This is a genomic window from Paenibacillus sp. H1-7 (genome assembly GCF_022354825.1).
In the GTDB taxonomy this organism is placed as follows: Bacteria; Bacillota; Bacilli; order Paenibacillales; family NBRC-103111; genus Paenibacillus_S.
In genome coordinates, this window is record NZ_CP031168.1 from 7,132,317 (window position 1) to 7,157,968 (window position 25,652).

The window sequence follows — 25,652 nt, forward strand, 5'->3', positions numbered from 1 at the left end:
TCGTCACAAAAGGGCGGTTTGATTTTATTATGGCATTAATCGGATTGTGGTAGCGATCCGGTCCTATGCGTTGATCGTGATGACAATCGAGAAGGAGTTTTGTGTCATAAAACGCGCATGGAACCAAATTTATGCGTTCATCGTATACGAAGCCGCGGGTTTCTTCCGCCGGATCATGACAACGTAGCACAGCATGGCTGCAATATCCGCCGCGGCTATAACAATGCCCATCGGCACGGCCGTCTCGCCGCCGCCGAGACCAACGAGCGGAGCGACAACGCCGCCCGAGATGAACGACAGAAGCCCGAGCAGCGCCGAGGCGCTTCCTGCGGCTTGCGCCTGGTTTTGCATGGCCAAGGCGAACGAGGTCGAGCTGACGATGCCGACGCTGGAGACGACGAAGAACAGCGGCAGCAATATCGCGTACAGCCCCGCGCCGGCCAAAATCATCGCGAGCAGCGTCACGCCGCCGACAGCAGCGATGACGAGTCCGCTGACGAGCAGCCGGGCCTCGCCTACTTTGCCTGCCAATCGGCCTGTAATTTGGCCGGCAATAATGATGCCGAGACCGTTAATGGCAAAAAATACGCTGTACATTTGCGGCGAAGCTCCGAAAATATTTTGAATGACGAACGGGGAGCCGGATATATACGCGAACATCGCGGCGATGACGAAGCCTTGCGACAGTGCGTAGCCCATAAAAGTCCGGTCGCCGAGCAGATTGCGAAACGTCGACAGCGTGTTGCCGATGCCGCCCTTGGAGCGGCGCTCCAACGGCAGCGTTTCAGGCAGGGCGAGCCATACCGCCGCCAGCATAAGGACGCCGAACAGGCACAGCACGACGAACACGCCCGGCCAGGCCGTTATCCGCAGCAGCTGCCCTCCGGCGATCGGAGCGAAGATCGGAGCGACTCCGTTGACGAGCATGAGCAGCGTAAAAAACCTCGTCAGCTCCGTGCCCGAATACATATCTCGGACGATCGCCCGAGAAATCACGATCCCTGCGGCTCCGGCGACGCCTTGAATGAACCGCAGGGCAATAAGGGCCCAGATCGACGGGCTGAACGCACATAAGAGCGACGCGATCATGTAGACGAACAGCCCGACCATCAGCGGCTTTCTGCGTCCTCGCACGTCGCTGAGAGGACCGGCGAGCAATTGCCCGAGCGACAGTCCGAGCAAGCAGAAGGTCAAGCTTAGCTGGGCCAATGACGGCGTCGTTTGCAAATCATCGGCAAGCGTCGGCAGCGCCGGCAAATACATATCGATCGACAAAGGTCCGAACGAAGCCAGTGCTCCGAGAATCAGCGCCATCCACAGCCTTCGGGTACGAGGGGTTGCTTCATTGGGGAGACTCATAGAGTTAGAGATCATTCCTTCCTATAGAGATTCGAGATTCGCGCTCTAAGTCTCGAATTTCGAGAAATTGCGCTTTATTATTCGCTAATCTATTTAGACAACTAATTATTATCGCGCTGTCCTGCTTCAAGATCCTGATGCATCTGCAGCAGCAGCCTCCGGAACAGCAGCTTCTCCTCCGGACTGAAATTCCGGAAGCATTGCTCCTCAATAGTACGGAGCGCCTCCTTCACCTTTCCTGCTGCAAAGCGGCCCTTCTCCGTCAAATACACCCGGGATACTCGCTGATCTTCCGCATCAGGCTTGCGCTCGACAAGTCCGGCTTTCTCCATCCGGGTGATCATGACCGTCAAGGTTGCAGGCTGAATATGCATGCTGTTGGCGAGCTCCTTCTGCATTTGACCATCCTTATCGGAGAGTCTTAACAGCAGCGGAGGCTGGCCCGGAAATACATCGTACTCCTGAATAAGCCGATCGACATTATGCCGGTAAAGCTTCAAAACATGCTTCATTAGATGCGTTAAAGCATTCGAATGGTTGTATTCCATCGTCCGCCCCCCTATTTAGTTAGCTAACTAATCAAATGCAAGTGTAAAGGATTGCCTAGCTGGAGTCAATATATTTTATCTTGAGAAATGTTAATTTAAGTAAAAGAATTGTGAATTTTAGCTATATTCCGAAGCTGGAAATCCTTATAAGCTGAAAGGGAGGACGTGCAATCAGGCCGTGTATTAAGGAGGCCGAAGCGTCTGACGGAGATCGTAAGGGAGGTGAATGGTTCCAGCGTTATCGCGTACCAGAATCACAGCTCTTTTTTTATTCCTGAAATTCCAAATTCGAGGAGGATGCATTAATGAGGAGCCTGCGCTGGCTGAACAAAAAGTCTTTATCGATGTCCTTGCTGTTTTTATTATGCTTCACGCTTGTACCCGTCTTTACCGTATCCACCGCTTTCGCCGCGACCAAGACCGTTCCTGCGGGGGATGTAGCCGCACTGCGCAGCTATTTGGCCAGCGCCCAGCCCGGCGATATCATTGAATTATCCGGGACCTACAACATTTCGGACGGCACTATCGCCACTTCTGTAAGCGGTTCCAGTAACAATTATATTACGATCCGCGGCACCGGCAGCGGAGCTACGCTCAATTATACGGCTTCCGCAGGCAACGCAGCGTTTCATATTAAGCACGGCTACTACAAGCTTGAGAATGTGACGATCAACTCCAACTCGAACTCCAACAAAGGACTTTTGATTGAAGCCTCCCACGGCTTCGTTACGAATGTGACGGTGAAAAACACGTTGGCCGAAGGGTTCAAAATCCGCAAAAACAGCCAATACTGGCTGATCAGCAGCAGCTCCGCGCAGTATACGGGGCAGAGCGGCAAATTCGGGGAAGGCTTCTATGTCGGAGACGCCGACCAGAACTGGACAACGGCTCCGAACGCAGACCAAAGCGGCTATATTACGTTCCTGAACTGCAGCACGGTGGAGACCAAAAACGACGGCTTCGATTTTAAAGAAGGCACACACCATATTAAAGTCATCGGCGCCGATATCGATTTCCAGAACACCGTTCCCGAATCGACTGTAGGCAATAACGGAATGTACATTCGCGCCAATAACGTGCAGGTCATCGATACGACGGTGAAAAATAACGCAGGCACAGGGCAAGCCTACCGCGCAAATAAAACAACCGCCTCCGACGGCATTTCCTACGGCAGCAACCTGGAGCTGAAAGCCGTATCCGGCGTGAACCTTGCCGGCGCTCTCATTCATACTAACTTCACCTCGAACAAACTGTATACCGACTATACGATGACCGGCGTTACGGGCGGGCTGTACGCTTCCGGCTCGGCAACCGCTACCTCCCTTGCCCCGTCTTCCTTCACGGAAATGACGTGGACCGGCGAAGGCGGAGACACCTACAGCACCGGCACCGCTACGAATCTCGCCTTGAACAAAACCGCAACCGCATCTACGGAATGGAGCGCCACCTACTCCGCTGCCAAGGCGGTCGACGGCTCAACAAGCACGCGCTGGGCATCGGCAAGCGGTACGAACAACGGCCAATGGCTGCGGGTCGATTTCGGCTCCAGCCAAACGTACGGCAAAGTGGTCATCAAGGAAACGAACTACGCGAATATAACTTCCTTCAAGCTGCAATCGTCCTCTGACGGCACTAACTTTACCGATATTACGACCGGCACGACCATCGGAGCCTCCAAAACGATCACATTCACTCCTGTAACGTCCCGTTATATCCGGCTGCTGGTCGTTACCGCAACGGACGAAGCGAACGTGAATGAATTCGAGGTATACGCAAATTAATCACATATAAATAAAGCGCATGAAAGGGCCCGCTCCGTAAGGCTTTCGAACCTGCCGGGGCGGATCCTTTTTTCCATATCCCGCTGCTTCGTGCTATAAAATGAACCGGTAGCCGGCTCCCCATACCGTATCGATATATTGCGGCTTGGAGGGATGCAGCTCGATCTTTTCCCGGATTTTGCGGATATGAACGGTTACCGTTGCGTTGTCTCCCATCGAATCCAGCCCCCATATATGCTCGAACAGCTGCTCCTTGCTGAACACCCGGTTCGGGTTCGTAGCCAAAAAGGTGAGCAGATCGAACTCCTTCGTCGTAAAGACGACCTCGTTCCCGTTTACATAGACACGCCGTGAAGCTTTGTCGATCAGCAGACCGCGGACCCGGACCTCCTCGCTTTTGGCTTCCCGCTGGCCAAGCAGCCTCTCGTATCGGGATAAATGGGCCTTCACTCTGGCGACAAGCTCGCCGGGACTGAACGGCTTAATGATATAATCGTCCGCTCCGAGCCCGAGTCCGCGTATTTTATCGATGTCTTCCTTTTTTGCGGAAACCATCAGGATAGGGATGTTGTGCTCGTCGCGGATTTTGCGGCATATTTCGAAGCCGTCCACCTTAGGCAGCATGAGATCGAGAATAATCAGGTCATAAGCGCCGCTCAACGCTTCCCGGAGTCCCGTATCACCGCTGTGCTCCATATGAACGTTATAGCCGTTGATCTCCAAATAGTCTCTCTCCAGCTCGGCAATGCTCGCTTCGTCTTCAATAATCAATATGCTGGTCATGCCTGAACTCCCCCTCCCTGCGTCCTTGCGTAAGCTTCTTGAGCCGGATCGTGATGACCGTCCCCCCACCCGGCTCGCTTGCGGCCGTGATGCCGCCTTCATGCTCTTCGATGATTTGCTTGGCTATGGCCAGCCCGAGACCGCTGCCCCCGGTGTTCCGGTTGCGCGAACGGTCGGCCCGGTAAAAGCGGTCGAATATATGCGGCAGCGCCTCCGCATCGATCCCTTGACCGTTGTCTTCGATTTCGATGGCGTACGCCGCTCCTTCATCCTTCATCCGCATCCGGATGAAGCCTTGGTCCTTATCCATATATTTCATGGCGTTTTCCATAATATTGACCAGCACCCGCTTCAGCTTGTCGCGATCGGCGGCGACCCAAGCCTCGGTCACTCCCGGCTGCGGCTCGAATTGAAAGGAAACGCCCTGTTTTTCGATATCCATATGAAGCTCATCCGTACAATCCTGCAGAAACGCTATCAGATCCACTTGTTCAAAATGAAACGGCTGGCTGTTCAGGTCGAGCTTGGAAAATAAGAACAGCTCGTCGATCAAACGGTCCATTTGCACCGACTTATTGTAGATCGTCTTTACATATTTATCCAACTTCTCCGGAGTATTCGTCACTCCGTCTATTATCCCCTCTACATATCCTTTGATCGCGGTAACCGGAGTTTTCAAATCGTGCGATATGTTCGAAATGAGCTCCTTGCGGTTTTCTTCATACTGCAGCTGCAGCTGTACCGATTGCTTCAACCGGCTCCGCATTTGCTCGAACGACGAAGCCAGCTCCCCGATCTCATCCTTGGACTCCGGCTTTACGACGAAATCGAGATTTCCTTCCTTAATCTGATCCGCCGCCTTTTGCAAGGAGCGAAGCGGACGGATGATGCTGCGTGATACGAAGTACGTCAGCAGCCCGTTCGTCAGTACAAGAATAGCGAGCAGCGTGATCAGGAATACGCTGAAATACCGGTGGGCGAACCGGCCGAGCGGATTCATGTCCATCGCGATAAAGGCGCTTCCCTTGCTGCCGTCCGTAAACAGCATATCGTTCTGCTTCGTAATGAACCAATGCGCCTGCCTGTCGTTCCATGGTCCGCGATTTTTCATCTTCTCCTCGTGAAAATCTCCACCCGAGCCAAAAGCAGGCAGAGCCTCTAACAGCTCCGGCTCATCAATAGACGGTGACGCATACACGATCTGCCCTTCCTTGCGCACGATCAGCGCCATACGGATCGCCGTCAGCTGAGTATCCAGCAGCTCCTGTACTTTGGATTCAAGCAGCGAATCCGGCGAATTGAGACTGCGCACGCGGATTTCCGCGGATACGTCGGCTTCCTGCTCTATAACGGCGGCTATCGTATTCCGCTCGCTGCCGTCGGGCTTGTAGATCGATTTTACATCGCCCAGCAGGGCCATGCTGATGATCATAACGGCAATGCCGAACAAGATGACCGGCACAAGCAGCATGGCGATATAAGACAGCAGCAAACGAATCCGGATGGACATACGTCATTACCCCTACCATTGTTTTTTGTCGAATAAATAAAAGCCCGCCGTAAAGCTCAACATGCAGAAGCTCAGGAGCAACGAAAAGATGCCTCCGATTTTCCCCCACGATACGATGTCTCCGATCCACAGCATATGCCAGTCGGTGTAAGCCGTCGGAGAATAGGTCATCAGCTGCGGAAACAGAAACGATGCCAGTTTGGCCAGACCGTATAAAAGAATGGTCACCGTGAGCGCGCCGCTTCCGTTTTTAAACCATTGTCCCACAAAGACCGCCAGGAAGCCAATGGCCGCCATAGGAACCACCGCTGCGACGTAAGCCAATACGGATTGCAGAAGCCGCGTCAGGCTGCTTCCTTCAAAAGGAAGGAACCATGAGGCAATGACGGAGCAGACGAGGCCCACCGCCGCGTAGACACCGATATACAGCAGCAAAGCCAGATGCTTGGATACATAAATATCGAACCGTGAAATCGGACGGGTCAGCGTAATCTTGGCCGTTCCGTCCTGCTGTTCGCCTGCAAACATATCGGCTGCAGCCATAAAAATCAGCAGCGGGAGCAAGAGCGCACTGAACAAGTTTAACATGAGCACGGGAAAATCCGCTACGGACACGGCTGTGATGCCGAAGCCGGTTTGCAGCCGTGACACCATCCAGATTCCGGCAAACGGAAGAATGGCCGTCAGACTCAGGAAAAAGACCGTTTTCCTCCGGAACAGCAGCTTCGTGATTTCGTTCGTCATACTGGCTTGAATGCTATTCATGCAGCGCAGCTCCCCTTTCCTCCCTTACTTGAGCAACAAAATAATCTTCAAGCGTCCTGTGCGGACCTGCCAGCAAATCCTCCATATACCCTTCCCTTATCAGCTTGCCGTCGTATAAGATGCCCACCCGGTTGCACATCAGCTCCATTTCGTGGATCAAGTGGCTCGATACGAACAAGGTGATATTCTCCTCCTTCGCCAGCTTCACCATCAGCTCGCGGATGTCGACCATCCCTTCGATATCGAGTCCGTTCGTCGGCTCGTCGAGAATGAGCAGCTCCGGCTTGGATAATATCGCCGAGGCGATACCGAGACGCTGCTTCATGCCAAGCGAGTAGCCTCCGACCTTCTCGTTCTTGTAGGGTGCGAGTCCGACCAGCTCCAGCACCTCGTCGATCCGGGATGCTTTCAGATCGGGATAATAGCGCAAGCTCATCCGCAAGTTTGCAAATCCGCTGAAATAATCGTAAGCCTCCGGACGCTCGATCAGCACGCCGACCCGTTTCATTGCCTGTACGTAATGGGACGCCGTATCGAGACCGAACATGCGGACCGTGCCGCGATCGGACCTGCACAAATTCACCATCATTTTCATTACGGTCGTCTTTCCCGCTCCGTTCGGCCCGAAAAATCCGTATATATCGCCGCGGCGAACCTGCAGATGAATATCGGTTACTCCCCGTCCGTTAGCGTACTTTTTCGTCAGGCCTTCCGCCTCCAAAACTACGTCCATTTTCCATGCCCCCTCTACTGACAACGCCCCTGACTCTCTCAAGGGGTTGTGCTTGCAATTGCAATTCCTCTATGAAGGAGGCGAAAAGCGGTCCTGCGTCCGCCTTCGCCCTTGGTTCATTCCTTAGCGGCCTTTGTGCGGGCCGAATGTTTTCTCTATGTTTTGTACTTGCTTGCCGGTCAAATCCACCTGCTCCGGTGTCGTCGCGTCGAAGCCGGACAAGTCCGCCGCCGCATCGATGACAACTTCATGAGCTGCGCCTTTGTCGTCTTTGCCGGTTACCGTAACCTTCAACGTCTGCCCGGTAATCCGGTTCTGGGCGTCAACTGCCGCGTGAAGGCTGACTTGCTTAATTTGAATGTCTTGGGACAGCTTAGGCAGACTTCCCGTAAATTGCTTCAGCTCGTCGGCAAACGGATTTTGCTGCATATCCCCGGCTTTGCCCGGATGGTGGCCATTCACCGCACCCTTAATGACCAAGGAGCTGATGGCATTCGCTACTGCCGGAATTTGGCTGCCGTTCAGCTGCAGATCGATCTGCTTCGTGCCGTCGGCTTGCGGCGTCAATGTCACCTGGTCCTTCAGCCCGCCTACCAGCGCGTCAATGACGTTCTCCCGCTCCTTGGCAAAGGTGCTGTCATCCCATGTCTCATTGCCATCGTTGCCACCGTCCTTGCCGTGATGCCAATCGTGTCCCGACATATCGATGACGCCGTACACGTCGCTATCTCCCGGCTTGACTACGCCTTTGCTGTCCTGCTTGTAGAAAGCAGCCGTGTTGCTGGCATCGCCGGCTTTAACGGCTACATCGGCACTAACGTTCTTGAACGACGAATCGGATTTGATTGTGGAAGTCACGTCCAGCAGCTTCGTTCCATTATCCTGAACGGACACATGGACATTTTTCGTTACATTGGAAATCGAAGCCGTTTGCTTGATCGCCGCTTTATAGGCGTCATATCCTGCTGCATCCCCTATCCCCGCAAAGGCGGATGTGACGAACAACGCGCTTCCCAAAGTCAATCCCGTTCCCACTACTACCCATTTCTTATTCAATGTGATTCCTCCCTTGATTGGTTTGAAAGCATCTCCGCTTTCTGATTACCAGCTTAACCCGCCGTTATAAACTCCCGTTAAACAGGCTCTAAACCGGAGATTAAAACATTCTTAAATATTTCTAAACTGGGCGCAGATGCCCCATTCCGCATAATCGCTTCCTTTCCTTCCATCCAATGGGTTGAAAATTGCTCCATAAGACCCAAGCAGGGAAAATAGGCCTTGGAAAAATGCAACAAATGGGGATTCGCGGAGTCTAATAATCTGTAACCTGTCGAAAAGGAGGTCATGCTGTCGCAAATACATAAGAAAAAAAGGAGACTGAAGCTGTTTTTTGACAACCGTCCATTGCGGTTCGCAACATCCAATGACTTACGAATATTGTTTAGAGGTGAATGATGAAGGTAAGATTTATTACTACACTGTTATCGCTGCTGCTTATCGCACTTCTGATCCCGGCTTTCGCTTCGGCTGCGGCTAACGATTCCACTTCCGGCGTTCCGTTGTTTTTTAACGGGAAACAGTTGAAGCCGGAGGTCGCGCCGCGAATAATTAAGGACGTAACAATGGTTCCCGTTCGTATCATTGCGGAGGAGCTGGGCTCCAAGGTGCAATGGGACCAGGAAGCCCAAATGGTTACGATTGTAAAAAATGAAACCAAAATCGAAATGGTTATCGATCGGCCTTCGGCTATGGTGAATGGAGTGAAGACCCCGCTGGACGCTGCGCCTTTGCTGATTGCCGGCAATACGCTGCTGCCTGTCCGGTTTGTAGCCGAGAATATGGGGATTGAAGTGAACTGGAACGATGTGAGCCGCGCCGTTTATTTAACGGAGAAGCCGGCTGCGAACCCGGGGACCGTACAGCCTCCTGCCGGACAACCTGACGCTCCGGCGGACAAGCCGGCTGTGGACGCGAACGGCAAACCGTTGCCTGTCATCCAGAAGATCGACCTGTCCTCTTCCCAACTGCTTATTAAGGCGGATACGGGCGAGCTGAAGCCGGTTACGTTCTCTTTGAACGATCCTTCACGGATTGTCATTGACATTCCCAATGCCGTATTGGACCCGTCGTTATATACAAATAAGGCATCAAAAAGCGGAGAAACCGTATCCGACAGCGTATACGTGTCCAAAGTCCGCTACTCGCAATACAACGTCAGCCCGCATTCCGTCCGCGTGGTGCTTGACATGAAGCAATCGGTGGATTTATCCTGGGATTCGGGTGTGGGCACGGCCGCCTTGACCGGCGCTTTCCGCCAAGCTCAATATAAGGTGGTTATCGACCCGGGCCACGGAGATCAGGATCCCGGCGCCAAAGCAGTCAACGGCCGGACGGAGAAAGAATTCAATCTGACGATGGGCCTCAAAGTGTACAAGCTGCTGCAGGAGGTACCGCAAATACAGCCGTTTCTTACGCGAAGCGACGATACGTTCATTCCATTGGATGACCGTTCCAAGTTCGCCAATGACCGCAACGCCAACGTATTTGTGTCCATTCACGGCAACAGCTACCTGAAAACGTCGACTGGCACCGAAACGTATTACTATAAAGCCGATAGTGTTGCATTTGCCGACATTATGCATAAACATCTGGCAGCGGCAACCGGACTGCCTGATCGCGGAGTGCGTCAACAACCGTTTCGCGTGGTAAAAACTACTGATATGCCCGCTGTGCTGCTGGAAGTAGGCTATCTGTCCAATGAGCGCGATACCTCACTGATGTTCGACGAAGCTTTCCAGAACAAGGTGGCTGAAGCAATCGTTGCAGGCATCAAAGAGCAGCTTAACCTTCGATAGGCAGAAAATAAGGTGGTGGTTTCGATGCAAAAATTTACAGTTCGCAGTGTGCTCCTGATCGGAGCGCTCGCATTAGCCTTGTCGGGGTGCGGTCAAAAGCCGCTCGGCAGCAATGGAGCACAAGGCTCCGAGCCGTCCGGGAATACGGCAAATAGCCCCCAGACGACTCCGCCTCCCGCACAGAAGGAGGTTCCGCAGGACACGAAGAAGGAGCAGAACCAGCTTCACATCAAGTCTTATTATGGAGATGAGCTCGCTACCAAGCTCGTGGAGAAGGAAGTTACGATCAATTTCAAGGAAGACAAGGACAAATATACGGCCGCGCTCTGGACGTTGAAAAAAGCTCCGCAAAACAGCAATCTGGTTCCGCTGGCGGAAGCGCTTGGCTTCAAATCGGCCGTGCTGAAGGAGAAGAAGCTGACGCTCGACTTGACCGTCTCAGGCGAGGGCCGTCTCGGGGCTCCGGGCGAAGCGATGCTTCTGGAAGCGATTAAGAAGACGCTGTTCCAGTTTAAGGAAATCGACTCGATCGATATTCTGGTGGACGGCAAAGCGGCGGAATCGCTGATGGGTCACATGGACCTGCCTCATCCGATCAAAAGAGGCGAATGAGTTGACGGACAGCTCCTTACTTGGGAGCGTCAGCTTTCATAAGAAATTTGGCGCAGCCTAATTTCTTACGTGTCCACAAAAAAGCGGCTTGCTTCGGCAAGCTGCTTTTTTGTGTTGTTCATAGACGGCTGCGCTGGCTGTGCTGTGGACAGCGGAGTAACATCCTTCTCACAGGATGGAAATCTGTGGATGAATATCTTGGGGATAACTCGTTCTGTGGATATGTTTATAACCTCATGCCGATTTATGCACAGTCTAGGTTTATAGACTGTTGATATTGTTGATAACACTGTGTATAACCGTATTCTCTTCCAAGAGCGAAGGAAATCATTATAAACCAATTTCCCCCTGTTTGAAAAGCATTATTTCTTTCTCAGCTCCTCCATTAATTTGCGTCCCGTCGGCGTCTGGGCGAGCCCGCCGCCCGCCGTTTCGCGGTGCTTCGCAGGCATCGCGGAGCCGACCTCCAGCATCACCTGGATGACCTCGTCCGAGGGGATGACGCTTCTGACGCCGGCGAGCGCCATATCCGCCGCCGCCAGAGCCGTCACTGCACCGAAGCCGTTGCGCACGATGCAGGGCACTTCCACGAGGCCGCCGACGGGATCGCAGATGAGGCCGAGCGTGTTTTTCAGCGCGAGGCCGACCGCGTGGACGGCCTGAGCCGCCGTTCCGCCGCGAAGCTCCGCGAGCGCGCCCGCCGCCATGCCGATGGCGGACCCGACTTCGGCTTGGCAGCCGCCCTCGGCGCCGGAGACGAACGAATTGTTCGCGATGACGTAGCCTATAGCCCCCGCCGCGAACAAGCCGTACGTCATGCGCTCGTCGTCCCAGCCGAACCGCCGCTGGCAGCTGACGAACACGCCGGGGATGATGCCGCACGAGCCTGCGGTCGGCGTGGCGATGACGCGGCCCATCGACGCGTTCACCTCGGACACCGCGAGCGCGTAGGCCATCGCCTCGCTCGCCGCGTCGCCGAGGCTTGGTTCCTCGCGCTCGCGGTAAGCCATGACCCGCTGCGCGTCGAGCCCGGTCAGGCCGCTGCGCGAGGTCGTATTGTCGCGCAGGCCGCGCTCGACCGCTTCCTTCATGACGGAGTAGTACTCCGTCATCTTCGCGAATTCCTGCTCCGCGCTTCGTCCCGACTCGGCGCACTGCTCCTCCAGCATCAGCCTGCCGATCGTCATGTTGTTCGCTTCGCACAATGCCGCCAGCTGCTGCAGCGTTCTGAATTTCATCCTTTTGCCGACCTTCCTTCTTTTTTCTTAATGGCGTTCCTTTATATAAGGGAAGGCTCCTCCTCCGTGTGCTTTCCTGCCTTTATGTCCGATCGTCTTCTCTGCTTAGCTTCTGTTTGGCTGCCGTACTGTCCCCGACTATGCCGCTCTCCCGGTTCAGATCGACTATATGCACGGATTGAATCGCCTGCACGCCGTTCAGATCCGCAACGAGCTCCGGCGTTGGAGCGGCATCCAGCTCCAGAACCGTCAGCGCATCGCCGCTGCGGCTTTTGCGGTCCACGGACATGTAACCGATGTTAACGCTGCGCTGCTTGAGCAGCTGCGTCATATCGGCGACGGCACCCGGCCAATCATGATGCCATAAGACCAGGGTCGGGTATACGCCGCTCATTTTCACGCTGAAGCCGTTAATCTCGACGATCTCGATATTGCCTCCGCCGATTGAGGTTCCGACCATAGACAGCTGCTTCGGCTTGGAGGACGAGGCCAGCACGATTTTGGCCGTATTCGGATGCGGGAACAAGCCTTTGCCTTCATCGAACGTAACGTGCAGCCCTCTCTGCTCCGCAATCTCCAGAGCATCCGGAATACGCGGATCGTCCGTCTGCAGGTCGAGCAGTCCTCCGACTATGGCACGGTCGGTTCCATGCCCCCGATACGTTGCGGCGAACGAGCCGTAGAATAGAATAAGCGCCTGCTCGGGCTGCTCCCCGAACAGCTGCCTCGCCGCCCTGCCTATTCTCGCAGCGCCGGCGGTATGCGAGCTGGAGGGCCCGACCATCGCCGGACCGATAATGGAAAACACATCTTTGAACCTCATTCCGACACTCCCCGGGCATTGGTTTCAATTTCATAGATATGCCCGATTTTGTCTGATTTTATGAATTTGATACTCATGCCGCCTTGCCCCGAATTTAAACTTTTCTATTTGTGGAGTACATCAGCTATCTACTGGAAGAGGGCAGCTTTTCAATCGGATAACAGGCTGTTGATTAGTCAATCTGGCCTCGACAATACTAGTGCGAGGGTTAATTATGGTATGTCCAGGAGGAGCATTGGAGCCTCTTTTAAAATTTGCCGCTGATAAATGAAAAAAGCCCTAAAAGAAGGTCCATTACAAGCTGCTCAGCAAATTGTTTTTGATTTCGAGGTTTCTCAACAACAAGAGCTCGTTGGTGTATAGTCGAAGAGTCGATGAGCATCGTTAATTTTGTTGCGGACCGTAGATCCGTTATTTTGCCAAAAAACACTTGATTTGCTAGGTGATCGGACAACAGATCCTTTATTTCGCGAAAATGCACTGGTTCTGTCGGAAAAATTAGCAAATAACGGCCTCTGTGTCCGATTACACTCCAAAAGAGCCATCATTTCAGGAAATAACGGATCTCATGTCCGATGGCACCAATAACCCAATGGGTACACTTACGGTTCCCTTGGTGCCAAAGGATTCTAGAACCAACTGGTGGAGTATAGATGGCGTCAATTGATGCGCCAAGCCAATAATCATGGTTTAAAGGCTTTCTTTTGTGGTCCATCGTGGTTCAATGCGGTTCATTATGGTCCATCGTGATCCATTGCGGTCCGCCGCGGTCATCGCAGTGCAAACCGGTTCATCGCGGTCCGAAGGAGGATTTCGACGGATCCCTCGAGCTTCTTCTATTTCACAGAGCTCAACAAGCTCAACTCCAATCATTGCAAAGGCTCCTCAGGTTTAAAGTCTTGCTCTAGCTAAACTCACCACATATAAGAGGCAGCTTTTTATCGCAAATTTAATGTCTGCATCAATGGCCTCGTGAATCTATTATTGGCTTACGGTGAAAAAACGGCTTTGTCGAAAAAAGGCGAATGCCCTGCGGTTTTATGTTAAAATAGATTCATAGATGACATGCGCGCAGGAGAATCCCTATGACATTACTGCTTATTTTTCTAATGCTGGCCGCCATCGTCCTGTTCATTACCAAATCGCGCAATCCGTCCGCTTATTGGATGGGCTTCGTTCTCGTAGGCTGGTTTCTAAGCATGGCCGGACTGATCTTATTCATAGCTAAATACGGCGGATTCTACTATAAGGTGAATATCGTGCTGTTTTTCAACGACAGCATCCGTAACTTCCTGCTTGAGCTGCCAATCAAGATCGAGGGCATCAGCCGGATGATCACCATAGGAAGATCGCTGTTCGTGTTCAGCTTGATCGGGCTCTCCGTCTCTCTCTTCTACTACAGGCCGTTCCAGCAGCTGTGGAAAATCTACGCGGTCAATACGCTATTCCCGATCGCCAATATCATTTTTTACGATCCGGTCATCTACAAATGGGCTCTGACGGTATTGGACCGAAATTTCACCTATGTGATCGGCTGGGTGACACGGGGCTGGCTCGTCGTATCCTTGCTGCTCTCGCTGCTGCTCATGATCCAGAAATACCGGAAAATGACCGTGCCTTGGGTCAAAACGCAAAGCAAGCATATTTTGTACGGCGTCTTTTCGCTGGTGCTGTTTTACTTTTACCTTGGCTTTATGGGCCCTCTGCAAGTATTCGACGTTCGTACTTATTATGTGCTCTATTCGGATTTTTCCAATTTCAATCCGCCTTTAACGCTGTTCGGCTGGTATGCGAGCATCGGATTTACCGGCATTTTGTCACTGATCAGCATTTTGTCCATTTGGCGGTATACGGAAGTGGAGAAAACGATGGGCAAACGCGACCTCCAGCTGCAGCGCAAGCTGAACACGGCCAATATGGGAGCGAGGGTGTTCACCCATGCGATCAAAAATCAGCTCATCATGATTCAATTGCTCATCCGGCAAGCCAAAGATCAGTCCGGGGCGCAGCAGCAGGCAGCAGCTATGGAATCGATGCAAACGCTTTCCAAGGCGGAGGATATCGTCTCTCACACGCTCAGCCGGCTGGATCAGCTGTACAATTCGTTTAAAACGAACCAGCTTCATTTGAGAGCGTTTTCGATCCGGGAGCTCATGCGCCTGACGGTGGAACGGGTAACGGTTGTCCCCGATCATATTCATATCGATTGCCAGCTGCCCGATGAATCTTTGATGGTGCTGGCCGATTTGGAGCCTTTGACGGAAGCGCTTTATAACTTGCTTGTCAATGCCGTCGAAGCGATAGATGAGGATCGTAAAGGACTCATCGTCATGAACTGTTATGTAGAGGAAAACTGGGTCATCGTGCAAATCATCGACAACGGCTCCGGCATTGAAGCAGGTCAGCTGGAGACGATTTTCGATCCTTTCTTTACAAGCAAGAACACGACGAGAAACTGGGGCGTCGGTTTATCGTTCAGCAAGCATGTCGTGATGGGCCATTACGGACGCATTCATGTCGAGAGCAGCCCGCAGGAGGGAAGCACGTTTCAGATCATCATGCCTGTGTATGTAGTAAAATCCGAGCTTAAGGAGAGTCGAGAGCCATGAGACCGATCCGTATTATCGTAGCGGAGGATTTAGATGTGCTGAGAAACCATTTCTGCCAGTTGATCGGCCGCGAGGAGGATATGAACGTCGTAGGGCAAGCCGCAAGCGGCAAGCAGGTGCTGCAACTGCTCCAGGAGCATGAGGCCGACATCATTGTTATGGACATCGAGATGGATATGAAGCACGACGGCATCATAACGGCGCAGAAGGTGCTGCTCAGCTACCCGCATTTGAAAATTATTTTCCTGACGGTGCACGAGGACGACGAGACGGTGTTCAATGCCTTCGAAACCGGAGCCGTCGACTATGTTCTGAAGACGAGTCCTCCGGAGGAAATAATCCGCAGCATCCGCAGCTCTTATGACGGGATTGTGCAAATTCGGCCCGAGTTCTCGTATAAAATCAAAAACGAGTTTTCCCGGATCCGCCGCAACGAGGAGAGCCTGCTTAAGGCAACGATTATTTTGTCGCAGATGACGCCGACAGAGCTGGAAATTATGGAGCTGCTGCTCAAAGATATGAAGGTCGCGGAAATCGCCCGGTTCCGGCAGGTCGAGCAGTCGACGATCAAGTCGCAAATCAACCTGATTTTGAAAAAGTTCAACAAAAAAAGATCGAAGGAAGTTACACAGATGCTGCGGGATCTGAATATTCACCAGCTGATTCATAAGGTAAGGGGCGGGGGCTGAGCTGACACTAGAGGAATGGTGTAGGGTTCCAACCGCTGTTAAAATCTCGTCTCATATTATTATATCTAGAGGGGAAGACGCGATTTTAAAGGCGGGCGCTTCGCTTTTCCACCCCACTCCCATCTCCTCTTCCGGTTCAACGCTGCGCACCCCTGCCACCTGCCTCTGCTCCTAACCTATTGGTTAGTCGATCATAGTTAAGGGCCTAGTCCCATCAAAAGCTAACCCGCTCCCTAGAACTGTGTACTATGCAGCCTATCCGCCCGGTTAGTGTATACTCTCCCCTGCTCCTCTCCAAATAAAAAACCGCCAGGGACATCATATCCCTGACGGTTTCACTACTTCTACTTGCCTACTAACCCAAGCCGTTCCATGGCGCGGAGAATCAATACAGCTCCCTGAGCTCTGCTTGCGGTAAGCTCCGGTGCGAACCTTCCTTCAGCCACGCCGTCCATCAGCCCCTGTTTGCGAGCTGTCTCTACATAGCCTGCCGCCCATGTGGCGATGGCTGCACCGTCCGCAAAGCCCGGGACAGCACCGGCCTCGGCAAGCGCCTTTGCTTCGGACTGGGCTTGCGCTTCCAGTCCGAGCGCCCTGACGATAAGCGCTGCGAGCTCCTGCCGCGTCAGCACATCGTCGGGACGGAACAAGCCGTCCGAGCCTTCCACCAGTCCCTTCTGCTTCGCCCATGCGATGTACGGCGCATACCAAGCCTGCGCATCGACATCGCTAAACGGCGCTTCCGTCAATGGCGCGAGCTTGACGCCCGTTCCATTTCCGGCAACGGCTTCACGGCTCGCCGTCATCTCCACCAGCAGCTTCGTAAACTGCGCTCTCGTCATAGGCTGCTCCGGTTCGAACGTTTGCTCCGTCATGCCGTCGATCAGATGCCTTGAGATCAGCACCTGCACGTCCCTGCGGGACCAGTGCTCTCTCAGGTCCGCGAAGGGCCGCCCGTAGGCCATGACAGCGTACGTTCCGGGCTGCGCCACTCTTGCTGTGATCATGCCTTCAGCGGAATTGGCTATGCCGCCGATGTACGTCCAGCCGCCGGAGATACCTGACTCTTCCTTCCGGTAGATACCCAGCTTGCGTACATCGAAATCCGCATGCTTCACCGGATCATAGTGCAAGGAAAGCTGCAGCGGTTTGCCCATTGTTCCCGACTCAAGCTGAAGTCGGAACGCTTCGCTGTAAGCTTCATAGCCGGCCGGCTCTGGGCCGGTCTCGACCTTGTGCACATTCATCCGGCTGCCTGCCGGGAATGTCCCCTCTTCGTACCGGAAACGGATCCGCTGCTCGTATCCGCTCCATTCCCCGGCCTTCGGACTAAGCTCCACCACGTTCGCAGCCGGTCCCTGTTCCACTGGAGGGACTGTCGTTCCTCCGCCGCCGCCGCCACGGCCCCTGCTCTTGGCCGCAGTGCGTGCGTCTACCGCAACGCCTGCCGATAGGTTGCCGCTCAAGTCCGCGGTCACCAGTCGAACCTGGTAGCCTGTATCGGCTTGAAGTCCTGTAAAGCTATACTGATACGTTCCTTTCGGTACCGCGATGTCCGTTCCGAACGCTTCTCCCTGTTTTTTCACGGAGATACGAATTTCCTTCAAATCGGCGTCCGCCGGATCGGTCCATTTTACGGTAAAGCCTTCGCTAGTCGCATAATTCACAGAAGGTGAGCTCACCTCTTGCGGCGGCGTGCGATCGGGCTCGGGTTCCGTCCCCTTGGTTCTCGCATCCAGCGTAATTCCTTGCGACAGGTTCGAGATTCGGTCCGACGTCATGATGCGCACTTGATACTCTGTCGATGACTCCAGTCCATCGATGCGCAGCGTGCCGACGCCCGGATCCACATCGACAGGCTTGCCGTAGCGCACATCCGTCCGCTTTTTCCACGAGACGAGGACATTGCGCAAATCGGCGTCTCCCGGGTCGGTCCAGCTCACAGTAAGTGCGGATGTTCCCGGCTGAACCGCCGCTTGTGCAACCTCGGCCGCCGGGGTCGTATCCACGATGAGCGGGTCCTCCTGAATCGTTGTACCCTCGGCAGTAATACCAGCCGATTCCGCTGTACCGTCTGCTGACGCAGCAGCCAGCTTCAATTCATACGTGGTGCCGGGCAGCAGCCCGCCTAGCAAGTATTCGTTTTGTCCGCTGTCCAGCTCTACCGGTCCGGCGTAGGCAGCACTGCTGCCTTTCACACGCCAATACAGCTTCAGTTTGCCGGCATCGAGACTCTCCATGCCTTTCCAATGAACACCGAGCTGCTTGCGGCCCGCCGTCGTCTTAAGCTGCTCGGCTGCTTCAGCCGAAGGAGTACCGCTCGGCTTCATAGTCACCGTAGCGGAGTAATCCTGCTCCATGGATACTTTGGCGTAGCTGTTTACCCATCCGGCTACCGTCACTTTATATTCCTTGCCTGCGGTAACCACACCGGAAGGGATCCATCGGAACTGCCGGGAAACAAGCTGATTTTCCGCATCCTTAACGGCCCCTGCAGGCTCAACAGTTCCTTCGATACGTTCGCCATCGGTTGTTTCTACGATGATCGAGTCCTTGGTCAGAGAGTCGGCCAGCATATATTTGCTGAACCTTACTCGAACTCCGGTGCCATATACGGCATCGGCGACAGTCACGCGCGGCGGCTCCAGCGACTTCATCGGAATATTCACATCCAGATGAGGGGGCAGCACAGTCAATTCGGGACTTCGAGCCGGAAGGTAGCCGTCTTTTTCATACAGCACCTGCCATTTGCCTTCGGGTACATCCCAGCCATATTTCCCTTGCCCATCGGTAACGAGCGGGTTCGATTGGCCGTACCAATCGGAATCCCACAGCTCCCACGCGCCGTTCTCATCGTTCTTCTTCAGAATGGTAGTCGTTACGCCCTCCAACCGGTTCTCGGGCAAGGTCTCATACACGTAGCCGCTCGGATCATAGATCCACGCAGGATCTGCGACTTTATCATCGTCGCCGGGACGGTTATCGTCATGATCGTCTTTATCATCGTCATCATCGTCATCCTTCTTGTCGCAGCGATCGATCGCGCCCGCTTCGGCCATATCGTCACGCCATTGCTTCTCCTTCTCGAAATCGGCCTTCAGCTTATCCAGCTCATCCTGCCAGCTGCTTTTCGCTATATAGCCCATCACGCCCAACACTCCGCCAATAATCACTCCGCCTACAGGCGGAATAACAAGGGTTAAGGTACCTGCCACCAGAGCCAGACCGGTCGTTGCGTTTTTGACGATAAGATTGCGTTTAGCCTGGTTGAACAGTCTTTCGGTTTGGCGAAGATAATGATTGACGGTCGGCGAATGGCATTCCGTAGCAATAACATAATCCTGAAATTCGATCAGCTGATCGGCATATTCGGCAAAATCCAAGCCGTCCGTCACATACTTGCTCAAATTGAATAAGGCGCCGCCGACCCTAAACGTGCTTTTGACCGTAATGCCTCCGGCTTCCGCGGCAGCCGCCGGTCCAAGAAGCGCCCGGATAGGAGCCGCTGCGTCTCCCATCAGCAGGGATGCGTCTATCGTAGCTTCCATCTCGATAATGCCCGCTTCTTCATTAACCCGCGTTTTCACATCCCGGTACTTTTTCCCGCCGCCGAAGTTGCCTGATGCCGCCTTGGCCGACAAACGGAAATACCCCAGCTCTTCTTTTCCATCCATATTATATTTGATTTTCAGGGTCGGAGAATGAACGAAACCGTCGTCTGCCGGCGTCACTTCATCCGTGAACGGCTGTTCACCCGATTGCTCATCCAGCAGCTCATACGCGGCATTCCGCCAAACATCCGTCATTCTGGCTTGCTCGGCCTTCCAATCCTCTTCCGTAGGAACGGGTCCTTTCTCAAACGCTTTCGGCTTCTCGTCATACGTTACGTAAAGCCCGGAGCCCATATAAGAAACAGGCTGCATCATGGCATGGAATTTGCCGTCCTCTTTATTGTAGAAGGCCGGTATCTCCACATCGCCCAGTCGAACTTTAACATTCGTTATGAGCTCGGGAGCGTTAGACTCCAGTTCGAAAAAGATCGGCATGGAAGGTACGATAACGAATGGAAAACGGGCTACGCCTTCCGCAGGATTGATAGATACCCGGCTGCCTTCCGGCTGGCGCATGACGATGTTTTTGATCGCTGTATAACCGGAGTCCACCGTCACAGCAGCCGTCTTCGAAGGTGCAGTGTTCCCTGCGGTACCCGCTTCGGCTTGAGCCTGAGCTCTAAGCACATAGGTCGACGATCCTTTGCTCCATACGCCCTTTTCCGGCTTGGGCGGCAGCGTAACGCTCGAATACCAGAGACCGCCCGGCGTCGATTGCGTTTGGCCGACCAGCTGGTCATCGGCGTATACAGACACCGTCTGACCTGCGGGAGCGCGGCCGCTTACTTTGATCGTATGCTCCGTAGTCCGCTTGGGCGCCTCGAGGGTAAGCTGCTCCAGCCGAATCCACGAGATGCCTAGAAGCTCCTGCTTCACTCCTTGAGCGTCGTCATAGCCGATATGGACACGCGCCATCACATCGTTAGAAGCATTCGGATCCAGCTTCAGCCTGTAGCTGAACGCCACCAATTCTCTGGCGGTGATTGTGCCGATTGGCACCTTCCACATGCCGGAGCCTTCACTCCCGGGTACCGGCTCCACCGGAACGCCTTTCAGCATCACGCTGCCCGGCACCAGCTCCGTTCCCGCCGGCACTTCAATGCCGAGGTATCCTCCTGCCAAAGACACGCGATTCGTATAAGGAAGCTTGTAGCTGCCCCTTAATGTTACGGTGCTTCCCGGCGCCGCCGTCATTTCCAGCACGTTCAGCCCGTTATCCGGCTTGCCGTAGAACAGCTCACCTGAAGGCATCAGGATATCGCCGAGATCCAGCAACTGGCCTTCCGCCACGTCTACGAATTTCGAGTAGCTGCTGCGGCCTCTATTGGTCGGCCAAGTTTCCAAGTTGATCAGCAGCTCCACCTTCCCGCTTTGCGGAAGGGAGATGGAGAAGCGGCCGCTGCTATCGACTGTGGACCCGCGGAAGTAACCGACCCGCTGCCCGTTAATGGTATTGGCATAGGCGTAGAATCCGGAGTAATTCGTTTCGCCTGCGATTCTCCCTGTAATTCTTCCTTTCTCCTCCAGCCTAAGCTCGGCAGTGCCGCTGCGGTATTCGTCCAGCGTAACCTCCGTGCATGCGGATTGGAGGCCTGCCTCCGTACCGTCCATGCATACGGTCACTTGCTCACCGGGAGCACCGACAACAGGAAGCAGATTATCCGTCACTCCGTTTGTATTATAGCGAAAGCTTGGTGAGCCCCCCTTGACAGTAAGCCCATAATGAACAGCCGATCTCCAGTCCGGCATTTCGATCTTTTGCCAATCCCCGTCCACGGGCTTCATTAAAGTGACCAGCTCGATCCTGCCGGGCCCTTGGGGGATTACCTGCAAATCTGCCGTAACCGTCTGACCCGGCAGCATTTTGACAGTAACCGGCTTTTCTGTCGACAGCAGAGGTGGAAGTATCTTCTCGGCTTGGAGCCAATACGTGCTTGCATTCGTTCGCAAGCTGTACCGTCCCTGACCGTCGGTTACCGTATCTTTCACCCTGCGTCCGCCCATAGGCTCCGTGAGCACGACACGAACCCCTGCAACAGGCTTTCCATCCGGATCGGTCACGGTTCCTTCCACATTGCCGAATGTTTCTTTTTCCAGGGAAAAAGGCTTCGTATTAAGGCCCGGCTGCAGCTGCAGCGTATCTTCCGAAGGATTCAAGTACGGCGAATAGGCGGTTACACGAAGCTTAACCTCGTCACCGGTCAAAAAGCTTCCCGTAAACTTGGCCTCGCCTTTAAAATTCGTCTGGACCGCGCTCAGTATGGAGCCGTTGCGGTCAAGCAGTTGTACCTTCGCCTGGCCGATGACTGCACCGTCGTCTTCGCTCTTCACGGTTACAGCCAGCTCAGCCGAAGGCAGGGCATCCACCATAAGGGCGCTTTCCTTCCCTCTTTCTATGACAATTCCGTTTTGCTGAAGCAGCAGATTTCCTTTCGTATCAATGACGCGGAGCGTATAATCGGAGGCCGCTCCGAGCCCAATGACGACGTCCATTCCGTCCTTGAGCTTGGCGCTGTTGCCTTGCCGGGCGGCTTCGCTCCATAAGACGATGTTGGCGCCGCGAAGAAACGGTTCGTATTCCGGCCGAGCCTGAACCTTCACGTTCAGCTTTCCTGCCACGGGCACAGGCAATGAGGCGGCATCTTTATACACCGAAGGATCCGTCTTGCTGACGGCTCTGACCGATGTGAGTTCCGTCGCCTCAGCCGGTATGACGAAGGAGCCGCTATATACCGTACCCGACCCGGTATCTGCGGTTAAATCGACCGTCGCCGTTTGTGCGCCACCGGACCGGTCCTTGTAGCCGACAACGACCCTTAATTGCTGACCGGCGGTTCCGTAGGCATACAGCATGATGTCGCTGCCTGGAAACGGCTGGCCGTGAACGGTCTGCTCCGTATGCCAGGCCGCTTTCTGGATGTCGCCTCCAGGCGCCGTCTGACCGCACGACTCGAAGCATACGGAATACACAGCCGCGCCGTCCTGAATGTATAAAGCCTGGTTGCCGTTCGCGCCAATATCCGAGGAGGCCGACTTTCGGGCTCTGTTGCCTATCGGCTTGAACTCGCCTGTTTTCAGATCGATGCGCACAACCCCGGCATGAGAGTTAAACGGCGGTGAGGAGGAGCTGCCGAACGGATCGTAATTGTTGTAATCTACAACGACGTACCGTCCGTCCGCGCTTAGTCTAGGCTTCTCCAGCGATATGCTCAAGCTGGAAGGAAAGTCGGCTGCGATGCGGTGAGTCCCGGAGCGGCGGTCCAAGACGGTCACGCGGCTTTCTTCGGACTCATAGTTGGCGGTATAAGCCAGCAAGCTTCCGTCTCGAGACAAATTCGGCAGCCACGCCCGTCTCTCCGTATTGTCTCCGTCCACTACCGGAATGTGCTCCAATACACCGGTATCTATGTTGTACAGGAATAAGCGGCTAAGCGTCCGGTCGTGTCCGCCCGGAATCAAATTCGTCGCATCCGACGTGAAGGCGACGTACTTCCCGTCCCCGCTTAAGGCAGGCTGACCGCTGGCGGCATTCGCCTGCTGCTCTCCCGGTCCGGCGCTGATCCGCTTCGTCTCTTTCGTCGCCCGGTTGTATACGAACACATCCGACTGCCCGTTGGTGTCACCGCTCACAATGTCTGCCGAATCAGAGGAAAAGGCGACCCAATTCGCATCGTCGCTCAACGCTATCTCATTGGCTGAGCCGTTCATGTGAACCAGCGGCACGCGGATTCGCGAGGCCGTATCGTACAAGACCAGCTCGCTTTTCCCGCTGTCGTCCCTGCGAGATGAATAAACAGCATAACGGCCGTCCGCACTCAGGTTAATGACTCCGTATGCATCATACATGTCCGGGGCATCACCGATCCGGATCGTCTTGCCGGTATCCATCCGGTGGAAGTAAAGACTGTAATCGGCTGCATCCGGCGGCGGCGAGCCCGGCGTTTCCAAATCCCGCTTAGCCGATCTGAACGCTGCGGATAGGCCGTCACGGCTGATGACCGAATCCCAGAACCATTCTCTGCCTTCCGCAGTGTCCGTTGAGCTTGCGATTAAGGATGTATTTTTTTGAAAGCTCGCCGTAAGCTGATGATAGTAGCCTTCCGACTGGTTTCCCGCTTTATCGACGGAATATATTTCGTAGTCGACATAAGTCATTTCTGGAACATCCGTCTCCAAATGATAAGGAAGCTTCGTTTCTTTAACGGATTTACCGTCCTTGACCACCAGGTAATGATCCAGATCCGGGTCCGGGATATAGGTGCCTGATCCGTCCGGATTCAATACGGTAGGCGGCTTCCATTCCAGCTCGATTCGATCGTACGACGGATTCGTCCAAGAGAGCTCGTATGGGTAAGCCGGAGCGGTACGATCTACCTCTACCCGCTCTATATTGGATTTGTCGCTGTTCACACCGTCCAGCTTGGCTGTCGCAGCAATCGAATAGGTTCCTTCCGAGGCAAGCGAAACCGGTACAGTGAACGGACCTGTTGCCGCCCCATATACACCGGTAACGACCGTGGAGCCGGCATCGAAATATGGTCCTCCGTTGAAGCTGAGCTGTACGGTCACCGCAGCATTCAGCTTGGCCGAGCCCTTCACTTCAACAAAAGGCTGCTTGGTCAGCTCCGGCAGCGGCTCCAATACAGGAGGGTCCAGTGATAAGACAGGTGCTGCTAGCTGCTTCGGATTGTATACCGATTGGCTGACCGCAGCACCGTCCGTGCTCAGCTGCGCCACTTGTCTTGTAACCGTTCGTCCAACTCCTTCCATGCCGTCTTGAATAGACCTCGGCATCGTATCTGCAGAAGCTGCCGTTCCGTTCGCATCCAAGGCCGGTGTAATCAATCCCCATAATAAACTCATAATGACTACAAAAAGGGTTGCTCGTTTCACGACGATATCACTCTTTCTACCAAAAATTGATTTCCGCTTCGCTGCACTTATCCGGCTCTTACGATGAATACAGCCGATGCGAACGGATAAGCACGAACCATGGCGCGCGGTCGAGCTCTTTATCCATACAGCGGCAATGATGGGCTTGATCGCCGTCTCTATGATATGCTGCAAAAACGGATGGTAAGACTGCGATCACGCAAACCGCCAAGAAACATGCAATCGAAAGCTTGATGCTCTTACTGACCTCGATGAGCTCCTTCATGGATTTAACGTCCTCCTTCAAAACGCCGCTGCTGCAATTCATAGCTGTTATTCGGTCTTCCTTCTCCTAGCCATGACCATTCCACAGCAGGTTCCGGCGCGTACGGGCCAAGCGCCTGGTCCGTAAATTCATCCGGCCAGGTAACCTCGATCCGGTTTCCTTCCGGGTCGTTGAACTGAATCGATACTCCGTGGGAGCCCCTATAGGGACCGCGTATCGGAATGCCCCGCGCATTCACCTTGTGCCAGAGCTCCTTCAGCACAGCGAGCGAGCTCGCGTAGACCCCCATTTGGACAGAACGGGGATCGCCGACAATGCTTAAGTCATAATGTACCGCGTTCCGTTCGAATGCCAGCAGCGATGTTTCCCAAGACTCATCCGACCCTACGAGCTTCATATCGAACATCGTTTGATAAAAAGTTATCAGCCTCTCTCTGTCTCGGGCGTATAGTGCAGCACTGCCCAAGCGAAAATGTCGGTCATCGTTCATCCGTTCCTGCCTCCTTTAATTTCCATCTAAGAGTACCATTTCGCCAATTGGCGTATAAGTATCCCAACAGATACAAATGTGGTATACG

17 protein-coding genes are annotated in these 25,652 nt (G+C 54.0%); 5 read left to right on the plus strand and 12 right to left on the minus strand.

What is annotated here, in order from left to right:
* Positions 1–129: 129 nt before the first annotated feature.
* Both DVH26_RS31370 and DVH26_RS31375 read right to left on the minus strand, forming a co-directional pair.
* Positions 130–1,374, minus strand: coding sequence for a multidrug effflux MFS transporter (locus DVH26_RS31370; protein ID WP_239629218.1), 1,245 nt, complete (start codon positions 1,372–1,374; stop codon positions 130–132).
* A gap of 86 nt (positions 1,375–1,460) precedes the next feature.
* On the minus strand, positions 1,461–1,907 hold the full coding sequence (locus DVH26_RS31375; RefSeq protein ID WP_239629219.1) for a MarR family winged helix-turn-helix transcriptional regulator: 447 nt from the start codon (positions 1,905–1,907) through the stop codon (positions 1,461–1,463).
* A 305-nt stretch (positions 1,908–2,212) separates the two neighbouring features.
* Between DVH26_RS31375 and DVH26_RS31380 the strand changes: the two genes are divergently transcribed.
* Complete coding sequence (locus tag DVH26_RS31380) at positions 2,213–3,688, plus strand: discoidin domain-containing protein (protein ID WP_239629220.1); 1,476 nt, start codon at positions 2,213–2,215, stop codon at positions 3,686–3,688.
* Positions 3,689–3,781: 93 nt separating this feature from the next.
* On the opposite strand, the gene DVH26_RS31385 is transcribed toward DVH26_RS31380, so the two are convergent.
* The 5 genes from DVH26_RS31385 to DVH26_RS31405 all read right to left on the minus strand — a co-directional run bounded on the left by DVH26_RS31385 (position 3,782) and on the right by DVH26_RS31405 (position 8,535).
* Positions 3,782–4,471, minus strand: coding sequence for a response regulator transcription factor (locus DVH26_RS31385; RefSeq protein WP_239629221.1), 690 nt, complete (start codon positions 4,469–4,471; stop codon positions 3,782–3,784).
* Positions 4,449–5,981 carry a sensor histidine kinase gene (locus DVH26_RS31390; protein WP_239629223.1) on the minus strand — a complete coding sequence of 511 codons (1,533 nt, stop codon included), beginning with the start codon at positions 5,979–5,981 and terminating at the stop codon, positions 4,449–4,451. The genes DVH26_RS31385 and DVH26_RS31390 overlap by 23 nt, the downstream gene beginning before the upstream one ends.
* A 12-nt stretch (positions 5,982–5,993) precedes the next feature.
* Positions 5,994–6,746 (minus strand): ABC transporter permease, encoded by a 753-nt coding sequence (locus DVH26_RS31395; protein ID WP_239629225.1) that lies wholly within the window; start codon positions 6,744–6,746, stop codon positions 5,994–5,996.
* Positions 6,739–7,479, minus strand: a complete 741-nt coding sequence (locus DVH26_RS31400) for an ABC transporter ATP-binding protein (RefSeq protein WP_239629227.1) — start codon at positions 7,477–7,479, stop codon at positions 6,739–6,741. Before DVH26_RS31400 ends, DVH26_RS31395 begins: the two co-directional genes overlap by 8 nt.
* A gap of 123 nt (positions 7,480–7,602) precedes the next feature.
* The gene (locus tag DVH26_RS31405) at positions 7,603–8,535 is read right to left on the minus strand and encodes a hypothetical protein (RefSeq protein WP_239629230.1); all 933 of its coding nucleotides are present in this window, start codon (positions 8,533–8,535) and stop codon (positions 7,603–7,605) included.
* A gap of 395 nt (positions 8,536–8,930) precedes the next feature.
* On the opposite strand from DVH26_RS31405, the gene DVH26_RS31410 reads away from it, so the two are divergent.
* Complete coding sequence (locus DVH26_RS31410; protein ID WP_239629232.1) at positions 8,931–10,334, plus strand: N-acetylmuramoyl-L-alanine amidase family protein; 1,404 nt, start codon at positions 8,931–8,933, stop codon at positions 10,332–10,334.
* 24 nt (positions 10,335–10,358) lie between these two features.
* Positions 10,359–10,946: a GerMN domain-containing protein gene (locus DVH26_RS31415; RefSeq protein WP_239629235.1), complete on the plus strand. Its 588-nt coding sequence runs from the start codon at positions 10,359–10,361 to the stop codon at positions 10,944–10,946.
* A gap of 362 nt (positions 10,947–11,308) precedes the next feature.
* Here the strand turns inward: DVH26_RS31415 and sdaAA are convergent, their stop codons facing one another.
* A complete protein-coding gene (gene sdaAA, locus DVH26_RS31420) occupies positions 11,309–12,184 on the minus strand; it encodes an L-serine ammonia-lyase, iron-sulfur-dependent, subunit alpha (RefSeq protein WP_239629237.1) in 876 nt (291 codons plus the stop codon).
* An 82-nt stretch (positions 12,185–12,266) separates the two neighbouring features.
* Complete coding sequence (gene sdaAB, locus DVH26_RS31425; protein WP_239629239.1) at positions 12,267–13,007, minus strand: L-serine ammonia-lyase, iron-sulfur-dependent subunit beta; 741 nt, start codon at positions 13,005–13,007, stop codon at positions 12,267–12,269.
* A gap of 1,085 nt (positions 13,008–14,092) precedes the next feature.
* Between sdaAB and DVH26_RS31430 the strand changes: the two genes are divergently transcribed.
* Positions 14,093–15,616, plus strand: a complete 1,524-nt coding sequence (locus DVH26_RS31430; protein WP_239629242.1) for a sensor histidine kinase — start codon at positions 14,093–14,095, stop codon at positions 15,614–15,616.
* Entirely contained in the window at positions 15,613–16,305 is a 693-nt protein-coding gene (locus DVH26_RS31435) for a response regulator transcription factor (RefSeq protein WP_239629244.1), read from the plus strand. The genes DVH26_RS31430 and DVH26_RS31435 overlap by 4 nt, the downstream gene beginning before the upstream one ends.
* Before the next feature lie 344 nt (positions 16,306–16,649).
* Here DVH26_RS31435 and DVH26_RS31440 read toward each other — a convergent pair whose 3' ends face one another.
* Genes DVH26_RS31440 through DVH26_RS31450 form a run of 3 tightly spaced genes read right to left on the minus strand, consistent with a single transcriptional unit; the run spans position 16,650 to position 25,564 of the window.
* On the minus strand, positions 16,650–24,809 hold the full coding sequence (locus tag DVH26_RS31440) for an S-layer homology domain-containing protein (RefSeq protein WP_239629246.1): 8,160 nt from the start codon (positions 24,807–24,809) through the stop codon (positions 16,650–16,652).
* Between the two features lie 58 nt (positions 24,810–24,867).
* Positions 24,868–25,074, minus strand: a complete 207-nt coding sequence (locus DVH26_RS31445) for a hypothetical protein (protein ID WP_239629248.1) — start codon at positions 25,072–25,074, stop codon at positions 24,868–24,870.
* A 4-nt stretch (positions 25,075–25,078) separates the two neighbouring features.
* Positions 25,079–25,564, minus strand: coding sequence for a VOC family protein (locus tag DVH26_RS31450; protein ID WP_239629251.1), 486 nt, complete (start codon positions 25,562–25,564; stop codon positions 25,079–25,081).
* Positions 25,565–25,652: the final 88 nt, after the last annotated feature.